This window comes from Parvularcula oceani, assembly GCF_000733125.1.
Classification (GTDB): domain Bacteria; phylum Pseudomonadota; class Alphaproteobacteria; order Caulobacterales; family Parvularculaceae; genus Parvularcula; species Parvularcula oceani.
The window spans coordinates 1-26,616 of the sequence record NZ_JPHU01000023.1; the positions used below are offsets into that span (position 1 = coordinate 1).

27 protein-coding genes and 2 pseudogenes are annotated in these 26,616 nt (G+C 65.3%); 4 read left to right on the forward strand and 25 right to left on the reverse strand.

What is annotated here, in order from left to right; all coding sequences use genetic code 11:
* The coding region (locus IE88_RS16880; protein ID WP_162178371.1) for a TolC family protein at positions 1-870 on the reverse strand (870 nt) is incomplete at its 3' end.
* Positions 871-908: 38 nt separating this feature from the next.
* Between IE88_RS16880 and IE88_RS0115750 the strand changes: the two genes are divergently transcribed.
* The gene (locus IE88_RS0115750) at positions 909-1,274 is read left to right on the forward strand and encodes a hypothetical protein (RefSeq protein ID WP_156032661.1); all 366 of its coding nucleotides are present in this window, start codon (positions 909-911) and stop codon (positions 1,272-1,274) included.
* Between the two features lie 81 nt (positions 1,275-1,355).
* Here IE88_RS0115750 and IE88_RS0115755 read toward each other — a convergent pair whose 3' ends face one another.
* Together IE88_RS0115755 and IE88_RS0115760 are read right to left on the reverse strand one after the other, a co-directional pair.
* Positions 1,356-2,078, reverse strand: a complete 723-nt coding sequence (locus IE88_RS0115755) for a MauE/DoxX family redox-associated membrane protein (RefSeq protein WP_051882389.1) — start codon at positions 2,076-2,078, stop codon at positions 1,356-1,358.
* Positions 2,079-2,272: 194 nt separating this feature from the next.
* A complete protein-coding gene (locus tag IE88_RS0115760) occupies positions 2,273-3,484 on the reverse strand; it encodes a permease (protein WP_031556390.1) in 1,212 nt (403 codons plus the stop codon).
* A 325-nt stretch (positions 3,485-3,809) separates the two neighbouring features.
* Between IE88_RS0115760 and IE88_RS0115765 the strand changes: the two genes are divergently transcribed.
* Positions 3,810-4,073: a metal-sensitive transcriptional regulator gene (locus tag IE88_RS0115765; protein WP_031556391.1), complete on the forward strand. Its 264-nt coding sequence runs from the start codon at positions 3,810-3,812 to the stop codon at positions 4,071-4,073.
* Positions 4,074-4,331: 258 nt separating this feature from the next.
* Here IE88_RS0115765 and IE88_RS18555 read toward each other — a convergent pair.
* The 15 genes and pseudogenes from IE88_RS18555 to IE88_RS0115840 all read right to left on the reverse strand — a co-directional run bounded on the left by IE88_RS18555 (position 4,332) and on the right by IE88_RS0115840 (position 20,454).
* Positions 4,332-5,540, reverse strand: a pseudogene (locus IE88_RS18555) (PQQ-dependent sugar dehydrogenase).
* A gap of 70 nt (positions 5,541-5,610) precedes the next feature.
* Positions 5,611-6,516 (reverse strand): DUF305 domain-containing protein, encoded by a 906-nt coding sequence (locus tag IE88_RS0115775; RefSeq protein WP_051882384.1) that lies wholly within the window; start codon positions 6,514-6,516, stop codon positions 5,611-5,613.
* A 134-nt stretch (positions 6,517-6,650) separates the two neighbouring features.
* Entirely contained in the window at positions 6,651-7,901 is a 1,251-nt protein-coding gene (locus IE88_RS0115780; protein ID WP_031556393.1) for an ATP-grasp domain-containing protein, read from the reverse strand.
* A complete protein-coding gene (locus IE88_RS0115785; protein ID WP_202900530.1) occupies positions 7,898-8,359 on the reverse strand; it encodes a hypothetical protein in 462 nt (153 codons plus the stop codon). The genes IE88_RS0115780 and IE88_RS0115785 overlap by 4 nt, the downstream gene beginning before the upstream one ends.
* A gap of 1 nt (position 8,360) precedes the next feature.
* Positions 8,361-9,731, reverse strand: a complete 1,371-nt coding sequence (locus IE88_RS0115790) for an MBL fold metallo-hydrolase (protein ID WP_031556396.1) — start codon at positions 9,729-9,731, stop codon at positions 8,361-8,363.
* Between the two features lie 18 nt (positions 9,732-9,749).
* Positions 9,750-10,466, reverse strand: a complete 717-nt coding sequence (locus IE88_RS0115795; protein WP_031556398.1) for an NAD(P)-dependent oxidoreductase — start codon at positions 10,464-10,466, stop codon at positions 9,750-9,752.
* Positions 10,463-10,873 (reverse strand): hypothetical protein, encoded by a 411-nt coding sequence (locus IE88_RS0115800; protein ID WP_031556400.1) that lies wholly within the window; start codon positions 10,871-10,873, stop codon positions 10,463-10,465. Before IE88_RS0115800 ends, IE88_RS0115795 begins: the two co-directional genes overlap by 4 nt.
* A gap of 2 nt (positions 10,874-10,875) precedes the next feature.
* Positions 10,876-11,280 (reverse strand): ion channel, encoded by a 405-nt coding sequence (locus IE88_RS0115805; RefSeq protein ID WP_031556402.1) that lies wholly within the window; start codon positions 11,278-11,280, stop codon positions 10,876-10,878.
* On the reverse strand, positions 11,277-13,673 hold the full coding sequence (locus IE88_RS0115810; RefSeq protein WP_221401065.1) for a copper-transporting P-type ATPase: 2,397 nt from the start codon (positions 13,671-13,673) through the stop codon (positions 11,277-11,279). The genes IE88_RS0115805 and IE88_RS0115810 overlap by 4 nt, the downstream gene beginning before the upstream one ends.
* Entirely contained in the window at positions 13,670-14,539 is an 870-nt protein-coding gene (locus tag IE88_RS0115815; RefSeq protein WP_051882385.1) for a bacteriorhodopsin, read from the reverse strand. The genes IE88_RS0115810 and IE88_RS0115815 overlap by 4 nt, the downstream gene beginning before the upstream one ends.
* A gap of 98 nt (positions 14,540-14,637) precedes the next feature.
* Positions 14,638-15,969, reverse strand: coding sequence for an APC family permease (locus IE88_RS0115820; protein WP_031556408.1), 1,332 nt, complete (start codon positions 15,967-15,969; stop codon positions 14,638-14,640).
* The gene (locus IE88_RS17695) at positions 15,966-16,460 is read right to left on the reverse strand and encodes a DUF411 domain-containing protein (protein ID WP_051882386.1); all 495 of its coding nucleotides are present in this window, start codon (positions 16,458-16,460) and stop codon (positions 15,966-15,968) included. The genes IE88_RS0115820 and IE88_RS17695 overlap by 4 nt, the downstream gene beginning before the upstream one ends.
* Before the next feature lie 53 nt (positions 16,461-16,513).
* Positions 16,514-17,611, reverse strand: a complete 1,098-nt coding sequence (locus tag IE88_RS17700) for a DUF2231 domain-containing protein (RefSeq protein ID WP_051882387.1) — start codon at positions 17,609-17,611, stop codon at positions 16,514-16,516.
* A 12-nt stretch (positions 17,612-17,623) separates the two neighbouring features.
* The gene (locus IE88_RS0115835) at positions 17,624-18,424 is read right to left on the reverse strand and encodes a copper resistance protein B (protein ID WP_031556413.1); all 801 of its coding nucleotides are present in this window, start codon (positions 18,422-18,424) and stop codon (positions 17,624-17,626) included.
* Positions 18,421-20,454, reverse strand: a complete 2,034-nt coding sequence (locus IE88_RS0115840; protein WP_081871749.1) for a copper resistance system multicopper oxidase — start codon at positions 20,452-20,454, stop codon at positions 18,421-18,423. Before IE88_RS0115840 ends, IE88_RS0115835 begins: the two co-directional genes overlap by 4 nt.
* Before the next feature lie 550 nt (positions 20,455-21,004).
* On the opposite strand from IE88_RS0115840, the gene IE88_RS0115845 reads away from it, so the two are divergent.
* On the forward strand, positions 21,005-21,268 hold the full coding sequence (locus IE88_RS0115845; RefSeq protein ID WP_031556416.1) for a metal-sensitive transcriptional regulator: 264 nt from the start codon (positions 21,005-21,007) through the stop codon (positions 21,266-21,268).
* 203 nt (positions 21,269-21,471) lie between these two features.
* Positions 21,472-21,744, forward strand: coding sequence for a metal-sensitive transcriptional regulator (locus IE88_RS16895; RefSeq protein WP_036767538.1), 273 nt, complete (start codon positions 21,472-21,474; stop codon positions 21,742-21,744).
* 21 nt (positions 21,745-21,765) lie between these two features.
* On the opposite strand, the gene IE88_RS0115855 is transcribed toward IE88_RS16895, so the two are convergent.
* The 7 genes and pseudogenes from IE88_RS0115855 to IE88_RS16910 all read right to left on the reverse strand — a co-directional run.
* Complete coding sequence (locus IE88_RS0115855) at positions 21,766-22,521, reverse strand: hypothetical protein (protein WP_031556417.1); 756 nt, start codon at positions 22,519-22,521, stop codon at positions 21,766-21,768.
* Positions 22,506-23,531: a hypothetical protein gene (locus IE88_RS0115860; protein ID WP_031556418.1), complete on the reverse strand. Its 1,026-nt coding sequence runs from the start codon at positions 23,529-23,531 to the stop codon at positions 22,506-22,508. Before IE88_RS0115860 ends, IE88_RS0115855 begins: the two co-directional genes overlap by 16 nt.
* A 136-nt stretch (positions 23,532-23,667) precedes the next feature.
* Positions 23,668-24,135 carry a copper-binding protein gene (locus tag IE88_RS17705; RefSeq protein ID WP_051882388.1) on the reverse strand — a complete coding sequence of 156 codons (468 nt, stop codon included), beginning with the start codon at positions 24,133-24,135 and terminating at the stop codon, positions 23,668-23,670.
* Positions 24,132-24,374, reverse strand: coding sequence for a hypothetical protein (locus IE88_RS19000; RefSeq protein ID WP_031556420.1), 243 nt, complete (start codon positions 24,372-24,374; stop codon positions 24,132-24,134). Before IE88_RS19000 ends, IE88_RS17705 begins: the two co-directional genes overlap by 4 nt.
* A gap of 97 nt (positions 24,375-24,471) precedes the next feature.
* Positions 24,472-25,573 (reverse strand): annotated as a pseudogene (locus tag IE88_RS16900) (IS3 family transposase).
* Between the two features lie 170 nt (positions 25,574-25,743).
* The gene (locus IE88_RS18565; RefSeq protein WP_202900532.1) at positions 25,744-25,908 is read right to left on the reverse strand and encodes a hypothetical protein; all 165 of its coding nucleotides are present in this window, start codon (positions 25,906-25,908) and stop codon (positions 25,744-25,746) included.
* A gap of 60 nt (positions 25,909-25,968) precedes the next feature.
* Positions 25,969-26,616 (reverse strand): permease (locus IE88_RS16910; RefSeq protein WP_202900533.1); only part of this gene is annotated, 648 nt, incomplete at its 5' end.

A 26,616-nucleotide genomic window follows, 5' to 3' on the forward strand; every position in this document is an offset into this window, starting at 1 on the left:
AGGATAGGCGTTCGCGCGCGCGGCCCGGCGCTCGGCGTACCGCGCCTCCCGGTCAGCCTCCGCGAAGCGCCGCTCGGGGTGGTCCTGCACGCGATCGGCGACAACCTCCGGTGAGGGCAGGGTGATCGGCGCCAAGAGGTCGGCGGACTGGATGCGGGCTGGCTCGCTGGCGCCCCAGAAGCTCGACAGCGCGAAGGCGAGGCCTTCGGCTTGGGCCTGCGCGGCGGCGGCGGCGGCCTGCGCGTCCGCGCGCGCGGCCACCGCACGATCGAGCGCCGTCTGCGGGCTCTTGCCCGCCTCGACCCGAGCGCCGACGGCGTCGGCAAGCTGTTCGGACAGGGTTGCTGCCTCCTCGGCGAGCGCCGCGGCCTGTTCGGCGGCGGCCAGTTCGTAGAAGACCGACGCGGCCTCTCGCTGCAGCGCGCGCAGGGTCGCGTCGCGATCCGCCTCGGCCAGAGCGGCGCGGGCGAGGGCCGCCCGCCGTTCCGCCCGCCGCTTGCCGCCGAGGCGGAAGGTCTGGCCGACCGAGAGCATCGTCTCGGCGGCGTCGTAGCCCGGTAGAGGGCTTTCGTTCCGGAAGGCATCGCCGCCGAAGTCCTCCGCCTCGACGGAGAGGACGGGGTTGGTCCATAGACCAGCCTGCTGCGCCTCGTAGCGCTGGGCCACGGCCTCCAGGGCGGCGCTGCGGACTTCTGGGGAGGCGGCGCGCACGGTGCGCAAGACGGCCGGCAGCGAGTACGGCTCGTTCGTCGACAAGAGAGCGCGAGTGCCCTCCGTCTCGATAGGGCAGATGTCCTGCGCGACCGCAGGCGCGGCCGTCAGGCTTGCGAGGACCGCGATCGCGGCCCCGCCCAAGAATGGGGATGGCATGGGTGTTCCTTCGCGTGAATGACCAAGAGGACGCGCCGATGCGGCGCGGCGTCAGGTCAGACGCGAGGGGGCCGGAAGAGGCCGTCGGGGCGAGACGGGAGCGGTCCGGCCCGATGCACGAGCACAAAGCCGGAGACGACCGGTGCGCCGATCCGATCGAGATCAGAGGAGATGCCGAGCGCATGTCCGTGACAAGGCCCACAAGGTGCGTGAGCTGGATGGTCTTGCTCACCCTTCTCGACCTGACCTTCCGACGAGTCGTCGTTAGGCTCGACATCGAGGAGGCTGTGCACCCCGGCGGGATCCTCGCCCGCATGCGCGAACGCCTCGGACGTCTCGTGCGCAGCGACGGCCGCGCTGCAGAGCTGCCACATGATGGCAGTCAAGCAACGCGACGATCCTGAAGAGGCGTCCGTGAGGGCTCATAGAGGCTACCTAGGCACGAATCCGCTGAAGAGGAAGTTCACGCACCGCGATCAACCAAGTCACGAAAGGAAGAGCAGCTTGATCGGCATCCAAAGCCCCATCGCGATCATCACCAGGTTCTCGGTCAGACTGACAAACCCCAGCGGGACGTTGGACCCCCCGCCCACGCAGGCGCACTTCAGCTCCCGCTTCTTCACGTAGACGGCCTTGAACACGGAGTAGGCCCCGACGGTACCGATGAAGAGCGCGATGGGCGAGCCGATGAGGCCGAGGATCCCGCCCGCGATCATCAGAACGGCGGCGATCCCTTCCGCGAACGGGTAGACGTACCCGTAGGTGGGGCTGCGCTGTGCCAGCACGTCGTAGTTCAAGAACATCGTCGAGAATCTCTCGACGTCGCGGAGCTTTTGCACCGCTAGCATCGCCATCGAGAACGCAGCGAACCACTCGACGCCGCGCACGGAGAAGATCGTCCCAAAGGCGTAAAAGGAGGTCGCCAGGGCCATCAGCGCGGCGACGCCGAAAATAACCAGGACGGGGGTGTAGGTCGTCTCCTTGTCGGCCTGGGTCGTGATGCCGAACCGCTCGCGCAGGGCGTCGTAGCCGCCGATGCGCTCGCCGCCGATGAAGGTCTGGGGCGTGGTGTCCACGTCGTGCTCCGCCTTGAAGGCGTCGGTCTCCTCCCGCGTCGTCAGCCAGTGGTCCTCGACCTCGTAGCCGCGGCGCTCCAGCAGCCACTTGGACTTCCGCCCGTAGGGGCAGACGTGCTTCTCCATCACCATGCGGTGCAGGACGGCCTTCTTGGCGGCCTGGTCGTCCGTCTGGACGGAGGGCGCGCTTTGGTCGCTGGGCGTCGCAATCGCTGACATGATCTATCTCCTCATTCTGATACCGTTAGGGGGTATATGTAATGGACGGTGCTTCGTGCGAGGAGAGGCGAGGTGCTACCCGTGACGACGCTGCGAACGTTCCCCCGTCATCCAGCGCCGATCCATCCGACCATGAGCCCGCCGGCAAGCCACAGGTATGCGAACATCGCGAGGTAGAAGAGGACGGTCTCGGCGATGCCGTCGCCGGTCGTCAGCTCGATGCCCTTCGTCGCGATCTTCCACGCGAAGAACCCGGCCGTCAGCGTAAGGAACGCCGCGTTCAGCCAGAACGTATAGTCGATCTTGAAGAACTCACGGTCCGTGACCGAGCGCACGTCTTCAGCGGACGGCAGGAGACCGAGCAGGTCGAAGCCGTAGTGCAGAATCAGCGCCGTTGCGACAAGCACAACGAGAAAGACGCTGAGGATATAGAGCGCCATCTTCCAGCCGTAGTATTTCGCGTTCACACGCAAAACCGGGATTACAACGAGGTCGGAGAAGATGAACGCCATGATGCCCGCGAAGGCGACGCCGTTGCCATAGAGGACGGCAGCGAGCGGGATGTTTCCCATCGAGCCGATGAAGGTAAAGAAAGCCGCTACCGGGCCGACGAGAGACTGCGCGACGAGTGCCCAAAAGCCGGGATCCTCTCCGCCAACGAACAGCCACTCGAAAAAGCTTCTCGGCACGAAGGCCGCGACGATGCCCGCCACGGTGAAGCCGATGGTCACGTCTTTCCAGACCATCGCCCACTCCATGTGGTAGCGGTTTGCGATCTGCCGCCAGCCAGCCTTGGAGCGAATCTTCTTCTTCCAGTTCGGGGTCTCGCCTTCCTCTCCGTCATCGCCTTGCTGCTCCTTGGCGTGCTCGCGCGCTTCCTCGATCGGCGCGAGCTTCCGGGTGACACTGACGACGAGCCACATGCCGAGGATCAGGAGAGCGCCGCCGATATACTCGCCGACCACGAACTGCCATCCGAGGAAGATACCGATGATGATGCCGAGCTCGACGACGAGGTTGGTGGATGCGAGCAGGAAAGCGAGCGAGGGTACGAGCCCGGCGCCCTTGGCGAAGAGCGCCCTCGTGCCTGATAGCGCCGCGAAGCTGCAAGACGAGGAGACGAAACCGAAGAAGGTGCCCAACGCAACCGACTTCGGCCCGTCTTCACCCATCGTCTTCTGCATGCGCTCGCGTGTAACGAGCACCTGGATCATGGACGAAATAAGATAGCCTAGGCCGAACGCCCAGAATGCCGTCCAGAATAGGCCAAGCGCCGTGATGGCGCTCTCGTTCCAGATCTGGAGAAAACCGTCGTCCATTGCATCGCCTCGATTCGTTAGTAGCGTGAGAGAGGGGCGGCAGGTCTGTTCTCCCGTCCTTGATCAGGTAGTGCCTCGTCTGGAACGATCGTTATCGCAGCGATTTTCTCGAGCTTGGCGATGCACCGGGAGACATTCTCCGTATGCATCCGGCACCAGTCGTACTTTCCCTCCCGGCGAAGACCTTCATCTCTACTCCAGGGTTCGTCGGCTCCTTCACGAGCTCGCGCGACGATCTAGTGAGGACAACCCCAGGGGGGTATAGGTTCCGAGCGCTTTCTTCCCGATGTGATACCGTTGAAGCACGAAGGCGCGAGGAAGCAGGGTGGCGAAAGAAACGATCGACAGGCTGCGACGGATCGAAGGCCAGGTGCGCGGCATCGCGGGCATGATCGAGGACGGGCGCTACTGCATCGACGTGCTGCACCAGCTCTCCGCCGTAAAAGCCGCCCTGCGCCGCGTCGAGAGCGAGGTGCTCAAGAACCACGCTGCGACCTGCGTCGAGGACGCGGTGCGCTCGGGCGACCCGGAGGCGCAGCGCGAGAAGGTCGCAGAACTGATCGACCTCTTCGAGAAGCAGCGGCGCTAGGCGCGCCTCCCGCGCCGCAGGCGTAGACGCCGTCGTAGCCGACGCGCAGCGGCGTGCCCGTGTCCAACTCGAAGACGAGGCTCGCCGCCTCGCCGTCCAAGCGATCGATCGCGAGCCGCGCACCGGACGCCTCGAGCGTGGCGCCGTCAGTGATCGAGGCGTCTCCGGCCGTCAGCGGCACGAGGTTGCCCATCGGCTTCATAACGCCCTGGCTGTTCCTGCGGCGAGCAACGAAGACGTCTGCCCCGCACCCGGCTGTCACTCGGCCGGCACGAGGTGCAGCAGCTGCCCGCCCTTGCCGTGCTTCTCGTCCTCGAGGATCCAGACGGTGCCGTCCGGGCCCTGCTCGATCTCGCGCAGGCGGTTGCTGAACACCCAGCGCTCGGACTCGCAGACCTTCCGGCCATCCCAGTGGCAGTCCATGGTCACGCGAACGAGTGCCCTGGAGTTGAGGCCGGTGACGAGCGGGCTGCCCTCCCAGCCAGGAAAAGCGCCGCCGGTGTACCAGATCATGGCCGAGGGGGTGATGACGGGGTTCCAGAACTCGTCGGGTCGCCTGAACTTTTCCCTCGTGTCGTGCTCGGGGATGTCCGACCCGTCGTAGTTGTCGCCGTTCGAGACGACCGGCCAGCCGTAGTTCTCGCCCCGCTCGATCAGCTGGAACTCGTCGCCGCCCTTGGGGCCCGTCTCGGTCTCATAGAGCTCCCCGTCCGGTGCGAAGGCAAGGCCAAGCAGATTCCTATGGCCGTAGGACCAGATTTGGTCGGTCGGGCTGCCCCGGTCCGCGAAGGGGTTCCCAGGCGCCGCCTCGCCGCCCGGGGTCAGACGCAAAACCGCGCCAAGGTTCGAAGAGAGATCCTGCGCGGGCTCTTTCTTCGCGCGCTCGCCCGAAGTCAGGTAGAGGTAGCTGCCGTCCGGACTGAACGCCATCTTGTAGCTGTACTGCTTGCAGCCCGTGACGAACTAGGACTGCCGCCAGATCGTCTCGAAACCGTCCAATCGCATCGTGTCCAGGTCCAAACGTCCCCGTCCCATTGCCCCGCCGCGCGTGTCGCCATCGCCTGCCTCCGCGTAGGTCAGGTAGACGATGCCGTTCCGATCGAAGTCCGGATGCAGCGCCACGTCGCCGAGCCCGCCCTGGCCGCAATCCTCGACCGCTGGCAGGCCCTCAATGGGAGCTGAGACCGCTCCGTCTTGCGTGACGAGATGCAACTCGCCCGGCTTCTCCGTCACAAGCATCCGACCGTCGGGCAGGAAGGTCATCGCCCAAGGCTGGTTCAACTGCGCCAGCGCGCGGACTTCGAAGGGGCGGGAGATGGGTTCGTCACGCGTTAGCTGCGTCGTACTTGCCGTCGCGGCGGCAGAGCTTCCTGCAGGAGTGACCGTGTCGTCTGCCGCCTCCGTCGCGGCGCAGGCCGTCAGCACCAATGCGGCGGTCGTCAGGGTGGCAGTCGTACGGATCATCATGGTCTTCCTCCTTGAAAGGTGGGATTTCGGCTGGACGTAGGCAGCCAAGCAGACGGCAGGTTAGCCCCTTTCAGGCCGCGCAGACGTAGACGCCGTCGTAGCCGACGCGGAGCGGCGTGCCCGCGTCCAGCTCGAAGACGAGGCTCGCAGCGTCACCGTCCAAGCGATCGATCGCGAGCCGCGCGCCGGGCGCCTCGAGCGTGGCGCCGTCAGTGATCGAGGCGTCCCGGGCCGTCAGCGGCACGAGGTTGCCCATCAGCTTCATTACGCCCTGACCGTCCGAGCCGATCGCGACGAGGGCCTGCTGGCCTTCGGAGAAGCGGAACTCGCAGGCGGGGCTCGGCACGACGCGTGCGACCTCCTCCGGCGTCATGCCGCCTACGTCGAGCGACGAGACGCCGGGCTGCGACAAGGCTGCCCGAACGGACCGAACCACCGGCGTCGACCCCTCCGCCTCGCCCAGCGGGTAGCCGTCAGTCGCTTCCCCGTCCTCGCGGATGGACCGGATCAGGTACTCCATCTCGGCGATCTCCTTCTCCTGCGCGGCGATGATCTCATCGGCGAGCTTGCGCGCTCGGGGGTCGGTGATGTCCGCGCGCTCGGACACCATGATCGCGATGGAGTGGTGCGGTATCATCGACTTCATCCAGCTCTGGTCCTCGACCGTGACCTGGCTGCGCATGAAGTACAGACCCACCAGCCACAGGACGCCCGACGCGACGAACAGCGCGATGTTGACGCGGCGGTCCTTGTACATGTGCAGCATGAAGGCGAGCATGATCGCCAGCATGGTCCCGAACATCAGCGTGGACATGAAGAAGCGCGTCTCGGAGAGGTGGAAGTCCCCCCAGCGGTAGATGTTCAGGTACATGAAGAAGTACATGAACACCGTCGAGGTCAGCACCATCGTGAGCAGACGGCCGTAGCTCTTCCAATCGATGCTCTTCTCGTCCGAGCCGTGATCGCCGTGGTCCATGGTTCCCTCGTTCTCTTCGTGCGAGCGCGTGACGTTGCCGCCCTTACCCCTACCAGGTAGGAGTGCCTTGTTGCGGGAACGGCTCCTAGCCCCTCCTGGTTCCCCCCTCCGCGAGGTTCGCGCACAGGGCGATGTCAGCCTACGAAGACTGGTGCGAAACCGCCGCCTTCGGTCAGCATGTTGGTCGCCTGCCCCTGGTAGATGCGCGCCGCCGCGAGAAGGACGGTGCCGGCATGCGTGTAGAGACGGACGTCGACCTTTCGTCTCACGGTCTCGCCATCTAGCTCGACGGAGCGTTCCGGCGCGGGGACGAAGGACTGGGCGACGTAATCGGCGTCGACGATGTCCCTGAAGACCGAGCGGGTCAGCTTCGCGCCGCGATAGACGCCCTTGCTGGCATGGCTGGCTACGGGTTTGAAGAACAGAGACTTCCGCGCTGTCCACAGACTTTCCGCGTCGCTCGCTGTGACGGCGACCGTCCGCGGGATGAGCCGTAGAGCGGAGAGGTCGGCATCGCTCGCCCCCAGGCCGCGCATACGATCGGGGTCCGAGAGAAGGGTCAGGTTCCGCTTGTGCGCGAGGAGGGCATGGTGCCGAGGCGAAGGCGAGACCAGAGCGGTTGCCTCATCATAAGCCCATCGCAGCGAAGCATGCCCTGGGTCGGACAGGCCGAAGTCGGTCGATCTGTTGTAGACGAGGTCGACTGCACCCTTCCCACCGACCAGTCGATCGCCAGCCGCCGAGAGGCGCGACGGATCAGCGACCTCGACAGCGATGCCGTGCCGTTCGAGCATGGCCTTCGCGAGCTCGAACTCCGGATGGAGGAACTGTGCCGAAGGCGCATCGTCGACGATCGCGACGCTTTTGAGGCTGCTTGTACGCCCGGCGAGCCACCATTCCCGACGGAAGGCTTGGGTCACGCCTTCCTCGAAGCGTTCAGCGGGCTCCTGGTCGTTCCAGCAATGGCAAGCGGCTTCCGCGGCCGCTGCGCACAAGAAAGCGCCGCCGGCGTTGGTGTTGATCTCGATGAGGCGTGGCCCTTCATCGGTCAGATGGAAGTCGTACCCCATGAAGAGACCTTCGCCGTGCGACTGGCTGTCGAGCGCAGAAGGTGCCCACTGGGAGACCGCTTCGCGGTAGGCCGGCAGGCGCGAGAGGGCTTCGACGACGCTGACGAGGTCGGTCATCGCCTCGAAGTCGGTTCGAGGGACGCGGACCGAGAAGCCCGCGAAGAGATGCGGTTTGTCGGCGAGATGGCGCCCGAAGAAGCCTTCCTCGCCCGCCAGGCGGTCGACCGCGTCGACCAGTTTCGGGCGTTCGATGCTCTCACAGCTGCAGACGCTGCGGAGGTCCGAGCGACAGTCCGGTGCCGCGAAGCGTTTCATGTCGGCGACGCGGCACAGAGCATTCGCCTGCTCAGCGGGATCAGGGCCAGCGGCACGAGGAGCCACTGAAGGACGGGGGACACACCGATCCCAAGGCCAGGCAGGATCGGCATCAGCTCGCCGTAGGACCAGCGATCCCAGACCTCCGTCGCCAGGTACTCCGCGATGAGGGTGATCCCCACGCCGACGATCAGGAACGTCGCTATCGTCTTCGTCGCCGGGGAAGCGATCCAGTGGCGACTTCGGCCCGCGACTGCAGCGCACCAGAACGCGACGAGCACGATCCCGACGTCGCCGAAGGTTGCGATCGTGCACGTCTTGACCGCCTCCCAATGCGGCGCATCAGGTATGTCGCCGTAGAGCGGCACCTGCCAGAACTCCCAAACGAAGTTCAGAAGGAACCCGAACAGCGCGACGGGCACTTCGGGGGTGTCGAAGACCGACCGCTTCGCCATCACGTCAGCGTCCTTCGATCGTCCGGTAGCCGCCGGCCTTCCACGCTTTCATCGACCCGAGATAGACGTCGACGTCGGTCCAACCTGTCTGCAGCAGGATCGAGGCGGCGATCGAGGCGCGTGCGCCGCTCCCGCACATGACCGTGACGGGGGCGTTCTTCGCGAGGCTCTCCGCCGCGCTCGGCAACTCGCCGACATAGGCATGCTGAGCGCCTTCCACATGGCCCGCTTCGAACTCGTCGACCGATCGGACGTCGAGGAGCGTCCACCGATCGGCGCGCTGATCGACGCGCTCGTTGACGGCCTGCGTATCTACGAGGGGGACCGACGCGAACGCCCTGTCCTTCGTCGCCACCGGCACGATGCCCGCGTGGTAGCCCACGACGCGGTCGTAGCCGATGCGCGCCAGCGTGCGGGTCGACCCCGCCGCTTGATCGGCGTCACGCGCGACCAGGACGATGTCGCGATCCGCGTCCAGGAACCAGCCCGCGAAGGCCGCGATCATGTCCGACGGGATGCAGTAGGCGCCGGGCACGTGCGCGCCGGCGAAGTCCGCGACGCCGCGCACGTCGACGAGTTGGGCGCCGCCGAGGTCGTAGAGCGCCTCGGGCCCCACGGGCGGCGGCAGCAAGTCGCGCGGGCTGCGCCCGCCGCCCTCGGCGTTGAGCTGCTCCATCAGCCGGAAGTAGGGGGGCTGGTAGTGATGCTCGGCGACCTTCGCGTCGATGAAGGCTTCCCGGTCCTCGATCCGAAGGCGGGGATTGTTCGCCCGCTCGTGCCCCAGCGTCGAGAACTCCCGGTCCGCCATGCCAGACCCGCAGACGGAGCCCGCCCCGTGGGCGGGATAGAGGATGGCCTGATCGCCGAGGCTCAGGATCTTCCGCAAACTGTCGAAGAGAAGTCCTGCCACCTCGCGCTTCCGGTCGGGGTAGAAGTCGGTCCGTCCGACGTCGCCGACGAACAGGGCGTCGCCGGTGAAGACGCCGACCGCGCCGTCGTCATAGGACGAATCGTGGAGGGCGTAGGACAAGCTGTCGTCCGTGTGGCCGGGCGTCTCCAGCACCTCGATCCGTGCGTCGCCGACTGCGAAGCCGTCACCCTGGCGGGCGGTGTCCGCATAAACGATCGGCTCCGCAGGGTTCGGGCCGTGCCAGATTTTGGCGCCCGTCACGCTTGCCAGAGCGGGCGCGCCGGAGACGAGGTCTTCGTTCCGGTGCGTCTCGAAGATGTGGACGATCCGCATGCCGTTGCGGCGGGCAAGGTCCAGATAGGCTTCGATGTCGCGCCGCGGGTCGATGACGGCCGCCTCGCTGCCCGAGCCGAGGAAGTAGGACAGATGGGCGAGGCCGTCGGACTTGATTTTCTCGAGGATCATAAGGGTTTCCTTTCCGGACTAGAGTTCGATGCCGACCATTGCGGCGACCTCGCGGGATAAGGCAGCCGGGCTTTCGTCGAAGGCGTTCTCCGTTCTGCCGAGAGACGGCTTTGCGCGTACCCAGTCATCGGTGACGACCGCATCGAGGAGGAAGTGAGCGAGGTCTGCGTTCCGTGTACGAAATACATCTGCAGGCAGGCGGCGATCCTGGACTTCGTAGCTTCCGCTGCGTGGCTTCTCGAGCAGCCAACCGGGCCGGACCGCTGTCCAGTCGAGGCGAGAGTTCTCTAGCTGGTCCTCCATCTCCCGCATCTCTTCCAAGATCGCCGACAGGGCAGGAATCACGCTGGCGCGAAACCACGCAGGCAAGCGCTCGTCCTTCTCGACGAAGGCGGCCGAGATCACGCAGAGCCGTGACGCACCCGTCTCGGTCATTGCGGCGACGATGTTCGCGGTTCCTTTCGAGTAGAGCGGCGGGGGATCGGTCATCGCCGCAGGCGAGAAGCCGAGACCGAGCGCAGACACGACCCGGGGGTGGCCCTTCAGATGCTCGGTCAGATCGTCTTCCAGGACGTCGACCTGGCGGTGAACGGCCCCATCATCCTCCGCCCGATCCGGGACTGTGTGATCGAGCCCAAGCACCGTCAGTCCCCGGTCGACCGCTTGGTTGAGGACGTGCGTGCCGGTCTCGCCGCTTGCGCCGAAGACAACGAGGTCGAAGTTTTGGCTGCTCATGGGCGCGTTCTCCAGCCGATACGACCACTTGCGTCGGATTTAAGTGTCAGGAAGGCGCCGACGGCGAGCGTCAAGTCCGCCCCGATACAGAGGCCGGCCCACCAACTAGGTGCCGGGGTTCCGAGCTGTGCGACCCCGACGTCAAAGCCAGCGTGGACGGCAAGAGCGACAGGCAGCACTAAGGGACGCCGGACGTAGCCGTAGAACGCCGCGCCGATGAAGAGCGCTGCGATACTCGTATTCACGGCCAGCGTCGCTGAGTCGGTGCCGATGGCGAAAACTGGGTAGAAGAAGGCGATCGCCATCAGGAGCGTTGCGTAAAAAGCTCTCTCCTTTCCGAGGCCTGTCCACCATGATACCGCGAGGAACGGGACGGCAAGACTGATTCCGATCAGGATGGGCTCCATGGTCAGACCTCCTTCTGGACCCATTGGAAGAACGCCGAGGCCGACATCGAGATGGAGAGGAAGCCCGTGAACGATTCCAGGCCTGCCAGAGAAGCAAGGTGGCCGGTGGGCATGACCTTGCCGAGTCCCAGCGTCGTGAAGGTCGCCATTGAGAAGTAGTAGATGTCCATGAAATCCGCCTCTGCAGGCTCCTTGAAGTCACCGAGTCCTAGGGCCCGGCCGAGTTCGTACGCTCCAGCGAAGGCACCCACTTCAGCTAAGTGTAGAGCGAGTAAGACCAGGCACAGGCCCGCAAAACCAGTCGGACCACGGTTCCTGAGTTTTGGAACCGAGGCGGCGAGCACCGCGTAGTGCGTCGTCAGGATACCGACGAAGAGGACGGACGCGATCAGCAGTGCGGCGATCACAGGGACTTCGTCCGCATGCGTAGCGCGTTTCCGATGACGGACACGGAGGACAGGCTCATGGCCGCTGCGGCGATCATCGGGTTGAGGAGGATGCCGGTGAACGGATACAGGACACCCGCCGCGACCGGTACGCCGAGGCCATTGTAAACGAAGGCGAAGAACAGGTTCTGCCGGATGTTCCGCATGGTCATTCGGCTCAGGCGCTGCGCGGCGGCGACGCCCCGCAGGTCACCACGGACAAGTGTGACACCTGCGCTCTCCATCGCCACGTCGGTCCCCGTACCCATGGCGATCCCGACATCGGCTCTGGCGAGGGCGGGCGCGTCGTTGATGCCGTCGCCCGCCATCGCGACCTTGCTGCCCGCTGCTTGAAGCTCGCCGACGATCCGGTGCTTGTCTTCGGGTGACACGTCGGCATGGACCGCGTCGATGCCGACCTCCGCCGCGACGGCCTCCGCCGTGCCCCTGGCATCACCGGTCAACATGACCACTTTGACGCCCGCCTCGTGGAGGAGGCGGATCGCTTCGGGTGTCGACGCCTTGATCGGATCGGCCACTGAAATGAGGCCCGCCGGTTGTCCGTCGACCGCGACGAACATGGCCGTCTCGCCGTTGCGCCTGCGCTCTTTCGCGCGCTTCTCGATATCCCGCGGGAGGCCGCCTTCACGCGCCATCATCTTAGCGTTGCCGATCGCGACGCGACGGCCGTCGACCCGGGCGTGGACGCCTTCACCGGTAACCGATTGAAAGTCCGAAGCTTCGCGCCTGGGGACGCCCCGTTCCTCCGCGCCACGAACGATCGCCTCGGCGAGGGGATGTTCGGATGCGCGTTCGACTGCCGTGGTGAGCGAGAGAAGCTCTGTATCGTCGAAGGCCTCGGTCGGCTCGACGCCGACCAAGGCCGGGCGTCCCTCAGTCAAGGTCCCGGTCTTGTCGACGACCACCGTGTCGACCTTCTCGAAGGCTTCGAGCGCTTCGGCGTTCTTGATGAGGACGCCGTTCTGGGCGCCTTTGCCGGTGCCGACCATGATCGACATCGGTGTGGCCAGACCGAGCGCGCACGGACAGGCGATGATCAAGACCGCCACGGCGTTGACGAGGGCGAAGCTCAGTGCGGGTTCCGGTCCGAAGATCGCCCAGACGATGAAGGAGAGGATGGCGACGACGATGACGGCCGGTACGAAGATGCCGGCAACCCTGTCCACCGAGCGTTGGATCGGCGCGCGGCTCCGTTGGGCTTCGGCGACCATGCGCACGATCTGGGAAAGCGTCGTGTCCTCGCCGACCCGGTCTGCCGTCATGACGAAGGCACCGGTGGCGTTGACGGTGCCGCCGGTGACCGTGTCGCCTTCGGCCTTTCGGATCGGGAGGGGCTCGCCCGTGATCATGCTCTCGTCGACGGACGAGCTGCCTTCCAGCACCTTGCCGTCGACTGGCACCTTCTCGCCCGGTCGTACGCGAAGGCGATCGCCCTCGCGCAGCGCGTCGAGCGGCACTTCGGTCTCCACACCGCCCGGGTCGATGCGCGTCGCGGTCGGCGGCGTAAGCTCGAGAAGCGCTCGGATCGCGCCGGAGGTGGCGCTGCGAGCACGCAGCTCGAGTACCTGCCCGAGCAAAACAAGCGTGACGATGACCGCGGCTGCCTCGTAGTAGACGCCGACATTTCCGTCCGGGTTCCTGAAGGCGGGCGGGAAGACCCCTGGGGTTCCAGTCGCGACGATCGAGAAGAGGTAGGCCACGCCGACGCCAAGCGCGATCAGCGAGAACATGTTGAGGTTCCAAGTGCGGAAGGACTGCCAACCCCGTACGAAGAACGGCCAGGCTCCCCAGAGAACGACCGGGGTGGCGAGCGCCAACTGGATCCACTGCGCCAAGTCGTCCGCGATGAACCGCTCGAACGGGCGATCCGGGATCATGTCGCCCATCGCGTAGATGAAGAGCGGGACGGTCAATACGGCCGACACCCAGAAACGGCGCGTCATGTCGCGAAGCTCGGTCCGGTCCTCTTTACCGACAGTGACGTCCTCGGGCTCCAGGGCCATGCCGCAGAGCGGGCAGGGACCTGGCTTGGGCGCTCGGACCTCCGGGTGCATCGGGCAGGTGTAGACCGACCCGTCGTAGCCCGGTGGGAGGGTGTCGTAGGCGCCAGCCGGCGCGGCCGGCGCAGCGGCGTCGCCGTGACAGCAGTCGTGCGTGACGTCGCCGACCTCATCGCCCTCGCGGACGAGATCCATGCCGCACTTACCACACACGGCAGGGTCGGTGCTTCGCACGTCCGGATGCATGGGACACGCGTAGACGTCGCCAGCGTAACCCTCGGTGACCTGGTCACCTCGGACGACGGGACGGTCGTCGCTCGCTTCGAGCCCTGACCCGGCGTACGAAGCGTTCACGATGCATCCCCTTCGCGAGCCGCTTGGCGGGTACCTTGGGTGCCCCGCCAATCGCCGAGCGCCTGGGTAGCCGGCTCGTACCCGTCGAGCGCGCTCCGTCGCAGGGTGAACCGCGCGAGGATCACGCCGTAGACGAGCTTCGAGAAGATGTCGGCGGTCGTGAACAAGAACTGCCGCATCACGATAACGACCTCCCCCTCTCCGAAGGCAGGCAGCAAGTAGGCGATCGGGTAGAGGCCCCAGAAGAACAGGAAGTAGAAGAACAGGTTCTTCAGCCAGGGATGGAGCGTATCGGGGGTGTGCTGGCGCCCCTCACGCAGGACGCGCCAGACCCCCCAGACCAGGACGAGGAAAGGCAAGGTGCTCACGAAGCCCCAGACGAGCATCGTGCCCACGCTCGCGTGCTCGTAGAACTGCCCGATCAGGCCGGTCCAGATCATGCCGATCGCTGCGACCGTGAGGATCCCGAACCAACGGTGAAGTCGTTGCCTGGGCAGGTTCAATGCGAGCAGCAGCTGCGCGATCAGCAGCGGGATGGTGATGGTCCAGTTCGCGTAGCGATAGGCGTTCGAGAACACCTCGTCCTGGCGCGGCATCCAGCCGCCGAGAGTGTACAGGTATGCGGACTGCCAATCGGCGTACTCACGGTACAGGCTGAGGCCCGCCGCGATCATCACCACCGCGCCGAGCCAGCTTCCCAGCCGGTACTTCGGCGCCAACTGCGTCGAAGACGCCAGGAAGAACACCGAGAAGGCGAGGTGCGCGCCGAAGCCCACCATCAGCAGGACGGCGACGAGCTGCCAGGCAGGATGCGGAAGCACCGCGAAGTTCTCGACGTTCAGATGAACGCTGCTCGAGTCGATCATGTCGTTCTCCGTTTAGTCGCCGGCCGGTCCCGTCTGCCAAAAAACACCCTACCCCCGTACCCATTCCATGGAATCCGACGTATGGGAGTCGTTGAGGTTCACCCGTGCTCCTCGGCATGGCTCTTGGCCTCCTCGTGCGGCTCAGATCGAGCTAGGAACCACCGTTCCAGCGCAAACGTCGCCGCGACGCCGCCGTAAGCGACGGCGACGACGACCCAGTCCGACTGCAGCTTCACCGTGGTGAACGCCGCCAGGACTAGGCCGTCCAGGACGAGTGCGCTCGTCACGATCCAGGCCTTCGCATCGACCTCCTCTCGCAGGTGGCGAAGCACCCCCCAATGGATCGCCATGTCCATGATGAGGTAGAAGATCGCGCCGAGCGAGGCGATCCGGGTCAGATCGAAGAACACGGCGAGCAGGCCCGCCGCGACGACGGTGTAGATCAGGAGGTGATGCTGAAGGTCGCCGGGCAGGTGGAAGTGCCGGTGGGGTATCAGCTTCATCTCCGTCAGCATGGTGAGCATGCGCGAGACCGCGAAGACGCTCGCGAGCAGTCCGGACGCCGTAGCGATGAGCGCGACAGCGACGGTGAACCACTCGCCCCACTGGCCGACCGCGGGGCGGGAGGCCTCTGCCAGCGCGTAGTTCTTCGCTTCGACGATCTCAGGGACCGTCAGCGACGCCGCCACGCCGAATGCCACGATCAGGTAAACCGCGAGGCAGGTCGCGAGCGACCAGACGATGGCCCGGCCGACGTTCTTAGTGGGGTCCTTCACCTCGCCGCCTGAGTTGGTGATGGTCGTGAAGCCCTTGTAGGCGAGGATGGCGAGCGCCGTGCCCGCGACGAAACCAAAGGCGTCCGTATCGTTCGCGATGCCATCGTCGTAGGGCACGAACTCGAAGCCGGCCGCCCACATCGCGACGAGGCCGAAGACGACGATGCCGCCGATCTTGATGATCGCCGCCACCTGGCTGACGCCGCCGATCCACTTGTTGCCGGCCGCGTTCACGACGTAGGCGAAACCGATCAGGCCGACGGCTAAGAGAGCGACGAACAGGCCGTTTTCCTCGGCGCCGAAGGGACGGAGCGCGTAAGTGCCGAAGGTCCGGGCGACCAGGCTCTCGTTGATGATCATCGAGAACGCCATGAGGAGCGCGCAGGCACCGGTCATCGTGCCCTCGCCATACGCCTTCTTGAGATAGGCGGCGATGCCGCCTGCCGACGGGAAGGCGTTCGACATCTTCACGTAGGAGTATGCCGAGAAGCCGCTGATCACTGCGGCAAGCAGGAAAGCGAGAGGGAAGAGGTCGCCCGCGAGCTCGGCAACCTGCCCCGTAAGGACGAATATGCCGGCTCCGATCATCACGCCGGTACCCATGGCGATTGTGCCCCAGAGGCTCAGGCTGCCTTCCTCGTAGTCGGTCTTCATGGTGTCCCCTCTGACCCGTGGATCGCGAAGACGGAACGGTTGCCCGCACCGTCGAACAGGATGGTGCGGTATGTGGGCCGAGGGCCGTCCGGCACCTCCATGCCCGGGCTGTTCGGCACCATGCCGGGCAGGGCGAGCCCGATGCCGTCGGGCCGCTCGCTCAGCAGGCGTTCGATGTCCGGCGCGGGGACGTGGCCTTCGATCACGTAGCCGCCGACCTCGGCGGTGTGACAGCTGGCGAGGTCGTCCGGCACGCCGAGGCGGCGGCGCACGGGGGCCAGGTCGGCATGCTCTACCACGCGGACGTCGAACCCAGCCTCATCCGCGTAAGCTGCCCACTCGCCACAACACCCGCACCATGGCGTCTTATGTACCAACATCGTCCTGTCGTGGGCGCCGACCTTCTCCGTGTCAGTTCCCCTGCGATCGCGTTCAACGAGGAAGACGACTGCCAGTACGACGAGGACCGAGAACGCTGTGAGGATGGTCAAAGGACCACGACTCGTCGCCGCACCGACCAAACCCTGATGTTCGGAGCGCGGCATCAGTGCGCGTGTCCCGGTTCGCCGTGTGGCGTTGGCTCGTCCGCCATTGATCCGGCTTCTTTGGTTGAGGAAAGTGCGGGCGTTCCAAAGCTCCAGTGCAGATGCGTGACGAGCCAGCCGTCCGGCGTCTCTTCCATGACGGCCGTCTCAACCAGCGATCGCGCTTCGTCTCGGGCGACGGTGGTCACCTCGAAGGTGGTCAGCACCAAAGCGGCCTCTTCACCGAGCGAGCGGACAAAACGGCCGGTTCGCTGCATCTTCCGCGTGGTCGAGGCGGCGAGGTCCGATCCCATGTGGTGAGACGCGTAGGCGGCCAGACCATCCTCGACGCCGCCGCCCTCCGCGACGAGGAGTCCTTCGGAAAGCACCGACCGCAACGCGACCTCGTCGCCGGCAGCGTAAGCCGCGGCGAGGCTCTCAGCGGCCGCTTCGGGTGATGACCGGTCGACGTCGACCGTGGCCGGCTGGGTCGCCTCCGCGGCTCCCAACGGTTCGTCATCGTGCGAATGGCCGTCCACGCCGGACCCGGCTGCCCCCTCGTCGTCATGGTGACCTGGGTCGGCATCCTCACCGTGCGGATGGCCGTCGCTCTCGACGCCGGAAGTGGTTCCCTCGCCATGGTCGTGGTCGTGTCCGTCGCCGCTCCCAGCTTCGGGAAGGCTCTCGACCCCGAGGCCGTAGGAGTAGACGAGGTGACCGCCCCACCAGGCCGTGACGCTGAGAAGCGCCGCCGATACGATCACGCCGGAAGACAGGGCCGTCGACGGCCTCCGAGCCCGCCGCCACCACCGCCAAGCGGCGAGCAGGACGACGAGCGTCCCGGTCGGCACCGCCCAGTTCCGGTGGGTGGTCATCGCCTCGTGGCTGGGGCCGTCATGGGCGACGGAGTAGTAGGCTTGGAACCCGGCTGCGATCGTGAGGATGACGGAGACCCCTGCGAGGAAGAGGCTCCAGTCCGCAGCGGCCGATAGGCCCGGCCTCTGCCGGAACCGCGGCAGGAGAGCGAGGCCGTAGAGGCCTGCGGCGACGACCGTCAGCGCGTAGGCGAAGTGGACGAGGACGGGGTGGATGTTGGGTTCGATCAGGTCGAGCGTCATGCTGGCTCTCCTTCAGTACCAAGAGCGGATGCCGAGGACGAGACGGGCGTCGTTCGGATCGCCGCCTGAGTCTTGGACGATCTGGCTGGTCTCTCCGAGCACGGACGACCAGGCGACACCGACATAGGGCGCGAACTCACGCCTGATCTCGTAGCGCAGGCGCGCCCCGACGCTGATACCCGTGAACCCGGCACCCAGGTCTTGATAGCCAACATCCTGGGCCGCTGCCTCGACTTCCAGCCGGGGCTGCAGGATCAGACGCTGCGTCAGCAGCACCTCGTACTCTGCCTCGAACCGGGCAGTCAGGTCGCCGTTCTCGGACAGGAACAACCCCCCATCCACCTCGAACCAGTAGGGCGCGAGGCCCTGGAGTCCGACTACTGCGTAGGTCTCGCCGGACGGCTCGAAGTCCTGCCGGATGCCCGCTTGCAAATCGAAGTACGCCGTGATCGCGCGGGAGTAGAGGAGTTGGACTTCGGCCTCCTCGAACGCGTTCTCGCCGAAGTCGTACTCCCCCTCGGACTTCACCCAGGCCTTGTTGATGTCGCCGCCGTAGTAGCCCTGCACGTCCCAAAGCCCTACGCCGTCCTCGCCTGCGTCCTGCCATTCCAGGCGGTCGATCATCAGGAGGCCGTAGGGCGTCTCGCCGTTCTCCTCCAGAACGCGGTCGCGGGCCCGGGTCATGACCTCTGGACCATACACGTCGTCGGCCGCGTTCCAAGGCGGGCTCTCCGGCGCGTCCTGGGCGTGGGCCTGAGGGAGGGACAGTCCGGCTGCGATGAGGGCCGCGGAAGAGGCAAGGAAGCGTCTCATCGGCCGCCCCCCATCCCGGGCATGTCCGTCATCGTGCCTGCCGGTTCCGACGCCTTCGGTCGCCCTTCCATGCCCCCATGATCCCTGCTGTTCATGCGATCGACCGACGTTTCACTCGGGTTCGTCGCGACCGGCGGACCCATGCCGACCATCTCGAGCGGCGGTCGTTCCTCGATCGGCAGCACGCTAACGACCTGCATCATGCCGGCATGCATGTGGTAGAGGAGGTGGCAGTGGAAAGCCCAGTCGCCGAGCTCGGGCGGGGTGATGTCCACCGAGAGCTTCTCGCCAGGCTTGGTCAGGATCGTGTGCAGGCCGGGAAGGTAGCGCTCGCCGTCCGGATCCCGGTCGTAGCCGGGAATGACGAGATCGAAGAACATCCCGTGCAGGTGGATCGGGTGGGGCATCATCGTGTCGTTGACGAGGGTCAGCCGCACGCGCTCGCCCTGGTAGAACTTGATGCTCTCCTCGACGTCCGAGAACTTCACCCCGTCGAACGCCCACATGTAGCGTTCCATGTTCGAGGTCAGGTGGATCTCGATCTCACGTTCCGGCTCGCGCACGTCGGTGTTCGGCCGCAGGCTCCGCAGCTGCGCGTAGGTCAGCGTGCGGTGTGGAACGCGCTCCAAGCCGACGCCCGGCTCGTCCAGCCGGCTGACAGGGTTCATCGCCGTGACCGCAACGGCCGGCCCCATCGGGTGGTCGTGCGCCGCCATCGCCATATTGGAATGGTCCATCGGCATTCCGCCGCCCTTGCCGGCGTCTTGGCTAGCCATGCTCATGCCGGCCATTCCCGCGGCGGCGGCACTAGCCTTCATCTTGGGTTCCGCAGCGTCGGGGTAGTCGAGCGCGTGCCCCTGGCCCTCCATCCCGGGCTCGGACGGCGTCGTCATCGAGGCACCCATCCCGGCCATGCCGCCCATGCCCGACATCCCCATGTCCTTCATGGTGAGAAGGGGGCGGGGGCGCAGAGCCGGCGCCTCGGCCGTCTCGCCTAGACGCGGCGTCAGTGTCGCGAGGGCCTGATCCGAGCTGTCGATGGACGCTGCCACGAAGCGGTAGGCGCGGTCCTCCGGCTCCACGATCACGTCGTAGGTCTCGGCGACGCCGATCTGGAACTCGTCGGTCTCGACCGGACGGACGTCCAACCCATGCACGTTCACGACCCTCATCGGCAGACCGGGGATGCGGACGTTGAAGATCGACATGGCTGAGGCGTTGATGATGCGCAGGCGCACCCGCTCGCCGGGCTCGAAAAGGCCGGTCCAGTCGTCCTTCGGACCGTGCCCGTTGACGAGGTAGGTGTACTGCGCGCCGGTGACGTCCGCGATGTCGGTCGGCGTCATCCGCATGTTGCCCCACATCAGGCGGTTCTGGATCGCGGCGCCGAGACCGTCCTCCGCCGCGTCGGCGGCGAGGTCGGCCACCGTGCGCTTCTGGAAGTTGAGCGTGTCGCCCATCTTCTTGAGTTCGGCGAACAGGCGGTGCGGGTCCTCGAAGGTCCAGTCCGAGAGGACCATGACGTACTCACGGTCATAGGGCGCGGGCTCCTCGCCCGCAGGGTCAATCACGATCGGGCCGTAGTGGCCGAGCTGTTCCTGGAAGGCGCTGTGCGAGTGATACCAGTAGGTCCCGGCCTGGATCAGCGGGAAGCGGTACTCGAAGGTCGAGCGTGGCGCGATGCCGGGGAAGCTGACGCCCGGCACGCCGTCCATGTCGAAGGGCACGAGCAGGCCGTGCCAATGGATCGATGACCACTCGTCTAGCGTGTTGTGCACGCGCAGCGTGACGTCCTGCCCCTCCTTCATGCGGATGAGTGGGGCGGGCAGGACGTCGTTGATCGTGACGCCCATGCCGGTCCGCCCGTCGATGCGGACGGGGTTGCGGGCGATGCGAAAGTCGTAGGCGTCCTTGGTGGTGGGGGCGAGGCCCGTGTTGCCGTAGCGGGAATCTTTCGCCCAAGCGGGTAGGAGCGCAGAGGCGGCGAGGCCGCCCGCGGCGGTGCCTAGGAAGGCGCGTCTGGTGTGCATGATGTCCTCACGTGATCGATCGTCCAGCGGTTCAGGCGTGCGGCCGGGCGGCCGCCGGAAGAGCGTCAAGCAATGAGGACGTCGAACCTCGTTATAGGAGTCGGGCGAAGTGCGGGCGGACCACGCAGGGCCGGCAAAGGCCAGTAGCCAGGCGGGGCGAGGTGACCGGCCGAGGTCGCCAAGATGGCGACGCCGTCGGCCGGGCCGTCGTCACCGACGGAAGGCGGATTGGCAGCCACCAGCGAGTCCGCGACCGTGCAGTGTTCGCAGTCTTCAGGAAGGCACTCATTCCCCGATCCGGTCCCGCCATGGGAGTGCGTTTCCGCCGTCTCTTGGCCATGCCCGTCGCTGAAATGGGCGAGCTTCTCAGTCGCTGCCTGAGAGCGAAGGGAGACCGGCTCCCCCATGACCGAAAGACAACCGCACAGCGCCTGCCCCAGCACCAGCAAACCTGCTAGAGCCCTAAGGAAAGGTCTGTTCGTGCGGGGAAATCGCACAGTCGCGGGCCTCCAACTTTGAAACAAATATATACCCTGCCTAGGTAGCGTCAATGAACCGAGACACGATCAAGCGACTTCGTCGCATCGAAGGCCAGGTGCGTGGGATCGCGGGCATGCTTGAGGATGAGCGATATTGCATCGATGTGCTGCACCAACTGACGGCGGTGAAAGCGGCGCTGAGAAAGGTCGAAAGTCAGGTTCTTAAGGATCACGCGGCGACCTGTGTCGAGGAAGCCCTCGCCGGCAAGGACGCCCGGGCCGGTCGGGAGAAGTTCGACGAGCTGATCGAACTCTTCGAGAAGCAATCTCGCTAAGGGAACCATACCCCCGTAGGGGTGTGCGTCCGATCCATGCTACTGCGAAGTCGGATCTCCTTCGGAACGGTGCTCGGACAGCCTATCATTCCTACGGGACGCCTTTCTCGCCGACGTCGATCTTATGGTACCGGGCGGCTTCGCGCGCCCAGTATGGGCAACGGAGCCTCGGCTCGCCGCTCCGTCGGGGTTCTTCCGCAACCATGACCTCGCCCGATCTCGCGCTGGAGAGGCGCCTGAACCGCGTCGAAGGTCGGGTCAGGGGGATCAAGCAGATGATCGCCGACGATCGCCCCTGCGCCGAGGTTTTGGACCAGATCGCGGCGGCGAACAGCGCTCTTCGCCGCGTGGCCGTTCAGCTGCTACGTCAGCATGCCCTTACTCAGATCAAGCTTGTCGCTCCGACCGGCGAGGAAGGTGCGCCGGAACACGAGCTCGCTGCCATCATCGAACTTGCGGATAGGCAGAAGCGGTGATGGAAGCAGGCCGATGGCCGGTCAATCCAATCGGAAGTACCGGCGGAGAACGCCCGACCCTTCCGCCAATGTCAGCCCTTTGACCGTACTCGAAGGATCATAGGCCGCTTCCTCGGCGTCCCGCACGAAGGCGTCCATATCGCCCTTGATGCTAGAAGGCAGTTCGATCGATCCGGTGCCAGGCAGGAGTTGAGTCAGGCGATAGACATCGGACCGGTGCTTTCGGATCGTCTTGCTGTCGACCCTTTCGCCATCGGCCTTTCGTTGGGAGAGGTCGATATAAGCCCGGGCCTTGAACGGTATGAGCGTCGCCGCGTCGATGACGCTCAGCCCATCCTTGACGACACGACGCATCAAAAGAAGGTCGTAATAGGCATCGTCGACCAGAATGGCGGACAGGCTCATCGCGTCATCTTCGATCGGCACGGGCGTCAGCGTCACGTCGTCCGGAAGCAGCGGTATCTCCGGCTTCCTGGCGAACAATTCCAGCATCGCAGGATAGGCCTCGTCCGTCGGTTTTTGGAACCGGTAGAACTCGCGCCGACCGTCGGACCGTTGGCGGGTCTGATAGCCGCCCTTATCGAGGAACGTCTGGAAACGCTCTGCGAAGCCTGCATCGACGACTTCTATGCAGAGCACGATATCGAGGTCTTTCGTGGCGCGAAAATCCAGACCGGCTTCTCCGAACAGGACGTCGCAGGCTGCGCCGCCGATGAGGGCGTAGCTATCTTGATAGTCGGCGAAGTGGTCGGCGAACACCTTCAGTCCTCTGACCATAGCACATCCTGAAGAAGTTCGTCTGCGGCGATAGCGATCCGTTCGTCGGGATGGTCCCAGAACTGAGCGTAGAGGGACAGCGGGTCGACGATGCGATCGTCACCGAGAGACCTGGGGTCGTACCGCCAGACTTCCAAGAGCGCGTCGGCGGTCGCACCGTCATCGACCTCCTCGGCGATTGGATGGCCCATCACCCGCTTCGCTTCGTGCTGGCTGAGAGCGAAGGTCTCGAGGTCGCCGCCATCGATCATGGTCCGTGTCCCCAAGGCGGAGAGGCCGGCCAAAGGAAGACGCCCCGGATCGGCACGCCAGCATACCCGGTGTGTCCGCTGAACCGGAGAGGCGAGCATGGTTTTCGCGTGCTCGATGAGTGCGCCCCCCCCCGGGGCGAACCGAAGGAGCTTGACCCGGCCAGGTCTCGAGATCGTACCGAGCCCGACACTGGCGAGATCGTCGAATGCCCGGCCAATCGTCATAGCCGAGTAGCCCAACGGCTTCGCAAGTTCGGTGGCCGTGAGCGGCCAGCCATCCGGGTTCAACAGGTAATGAAAGAAGACCGCTTGCGCTGCCGGCGTCAGCCGATCCGGCCGAGGCGGCTTGGGCGACCGGAAATGCTCCCGCAGGTCGATCGCCAGTTCCGGCAGGTAGAGCTGGTTCCCAGGCACGACGAAGGACACTGCGGCTTCGATCAAACGGTCGCGGTAGGTCGATGTCATGGATCGTGCGGCGTAGACCACGGGGCCGCGATAGGCATCGCGAACCAGGGCCACATGCTTCGCGAGGTCCGATGGCGTCGCCTCCGGAGCGTCATCTACGGCCATGACCAACAAGCAGGTCTGGCCTATGCCGGCTTGTGAGAACTCGTAGCCGCGCGCGAGAAACGTGGGCAGGCCGCCGACCTCCGGCCAGGCTTTCAGGCGCACTTCGGTATGAAGCACCTTCTCGAGATAGCCGATGAGTTCGGCTTGCAGGCCGCCCGGCTCTCGGTCATCGCGATCGTTCTCTAACATCACCGCAGAACACTAACACTAAATATGTTACCATTCAACGAGCGCGTTAGAATGCTCAATCGCGGGCGGTTTTGGGCTCCTGCTTCGCCAGGCCAGCTAACGCCGCTAAGCTGACCTCCGGCCTGACGCGATCCCGTCAATGATCGTGAGATCCGGCTCCGTGCATGTCGTCAGGCATCATCGCCTTCATTGATCCCATACAATCTTCGTGGTGAGCGCCGCCAATCTCGCAGATCGCGCCGATCCGATAGGTGCCGTCTCTGCCGCGGTCGATCATGAAATGGACCTCCTCGCCGGGCTGCAAACCCGAAAGATCGACGTCGCGCTTCACTTCGAAGAACATCGTCATCGCGTCCATGCCAACCCCTTCGATGGCATCGTGCTCTAGGCGGATCCGGTTGCCCGCCTGATCGATCTCGACGACGCGGCCTTCTGCCATGCCCATCGCGCCATCGGTCCTTTCCGTCTGTCCCTCCATGCCATCCATCATCGAGTGATCGGAAGCGCCAGCCTCCGTTACACGCTGATCAGGCGCTTCGACTTCTTCGCTGCCGCAAGCTGCCAACAGCGTAGCTACCGCGATCGTCAGAAGGATCTTGTTCATGTCGTTTCTCCTTGAATGATGTCTCGTGCGCGGTGGTCGTCGCGCTCCTCTCCGCCGCGCGCGGTGAGGGAGCGTAGGGTCCAGACCTCGATCACCACCGGGATGACGATCAGGGTAAGGAGGGTGGTCGTCACCACGCCGCCCAGCATGGGCAGGGCGATGCGGCGCATGACGTCGGCGCCGAGCCCATCGGTGATGAAGATCGGCGCGAGGCCGACGATGATGGTCGTTACCGTCATGAGCTTCGGCCGCACCCAGGCGACCGCGCCCGCTGTGACCGCGCGGGTAAGGGCGCCTTCATCGGAGGGCCTGACCTGCGCCCTTGGGCGCCCTCGATCATTTCGAGAGCCCTGCAGCTTGACAGCCGCTCGGTTCCGGGTTGGCGAGCGCGGCGGGCGGTTGGCCATCAGTTAGCCAAGCCGCTCGCTGCGCTTCGGCGGGCGTGAGCCCGCCCAAGGATGTGTGCGGACGCCTGTGGTTGTAGTCGTGCTGCCAGAGGGCGAGGACGCGGCGCGCGTGGCCGAGGCTGCCCGTGATCTCATCGTTCAAGCACTCGTCCCGCAGGCGGCCGCCCGTGCTCTCGATGAAGCCGTTCTGCTGCGGCTTGCGGGGGCGATGGTGTGCCAGCCGACGCCGGTCTCGCCTTGCCATCGCAGGATCGCCCGGCTGGTCAGCTCTGCGCCGTTGTCACTGACGATGTCCTTGGCTTTCCGTAGAGGCAGATGACGGCGTCCAGCTCGCGGGCAACCCACTGCCCTGACGTCGAGGTTTCCGCGATCAGGGCCAGGTTCTCGCGGGTGTAGTCGTTGATGATGGCGAGGATGCGGAAGCGGCGCGCATCGCCGAAGCTATCGGCGAGGAAGTCGAGGCTCCATCGCTCGCCAGGGCCTGAGGGGACCGGCATCGGCTCGCGCGTGCCCGTCGCTCGCTTGCGGCCGCGGCGGCGCTTCACCGCGAGGCCTTCCTCCCGGTACAGGCGCCGCAGCTTCTTATGGTTCATCACCACGCCCTCGCGCTCGAGCATGAGGCCGATCCGCCGGTAGCCAAAGCGACGACGCTCGGCGGCGATCTCGCGCATGCGGACACACATCTCGGGGTAGTCGGGTACCCGCTCGCGCCAGACGGTCTTCGGATCGACATCGATCAGGCGGCACGCTCGGCGCTAGGAGAGGTCGAACCGCTCCATCGCATCGAGCGCGGTAGCCCGCCGCCCCATCGGCGTCGTCAGCTCTTTCCCACCAGGTCTTTCAGGACCGCGTTGTCGAGCACCTGGTCCGCCAGCAGCTTCTTCAGCCGGCCGTTCTCCGTCTCCAAGAGCTTCAGGCGGCGCGCGTCCGACACGTCCATGCCGCCGACACGCCTCCGCCGTTGTCTCTCCGCGCTCCTGCTCACCCAGGATCGCGATGATCTGCTCCTCGCTGAACCGGCTCTTCCGCATCGTCCGTCCTCTCCTCGTTGACGGACTCTCGTTTCAAGTGAGGGAGCACACGGGGCACAGGTCAATGTATCGGCACCCATAGACGTTGTTAGGTACCCATTCGACACGTGGTCGTTCCGGTTCGTGGGAGCTTCGCTCGTTTCGACCACTAGAATTCTCCGTTGTTCAGGCTATCCAACCCAGCCAACGATCATGCCGCCCGCGATCCACGCGTAGGCCAGCATGGCGAGCCAGAAGAGCACGGTCTCGGTGATCCCGTCCCCCGTGGTCAGGTTCAGGCCGCTCTTCGCGACCTTCCAGACGAAGAACACCGCCGTCAGCACTAGGAACGCCATGTTCAGCCAGAAGGTGTAGTCGATTCCGAAGAACTCTCGCTCGGTAACGCTCTTTACGTCCTACGCCGAGGGCAGCAGGCTCAGCAGGTCGAAGCCGTAGTGCAGCACGATGGCCGTCGCGACGAGAACGAGCAGGAACACTGCGAGGATGTAGAGGGCCATCTTCCAGCCGTAGTACTTGGCGTTGATCCTGAGCACCGGGATGACGACCAGGTCCGAGAAGATGAAGGCCATGATGCCTGCGAAGGCGACGCCATTGCCGTAAAGGACGGCAGCGAGCGGGATGTTCCCCATCGAGCCGATGAAGGTGAAGAAGGCCGCCACCGGACCGACGAGCGACTGCGCCACTAGTGCCCAGAAGCCGGGGTCCTCCCCGCCAACGAACAGCCACTCGAAGAAGCTTTTGGGCACGAAGGCCGCGACGATGCCGGCGATCGTGAAGCCGACCGTCACGTCCTTCCACACCATCGCCCACTCCATGAAGTAGCGCTTGGCGATCATCGCCCAGCCCTCCTTCGAGCGAATCTGTTCTTTCCAGTTGGGCTTGTCGTCTTGGTCCTCGTCGTCGCCCTCCTGCTCCTTAGCATTATCGCGCGCCTCGTCGATCGGTGCGAGCTTCGAAGTCGTACGGACGACGAGCCACATCAGCAGGATGAGGATCACCCCGCCGACGTACTCGCCGACGACGAACTGCCAGCCTAGGAAGAT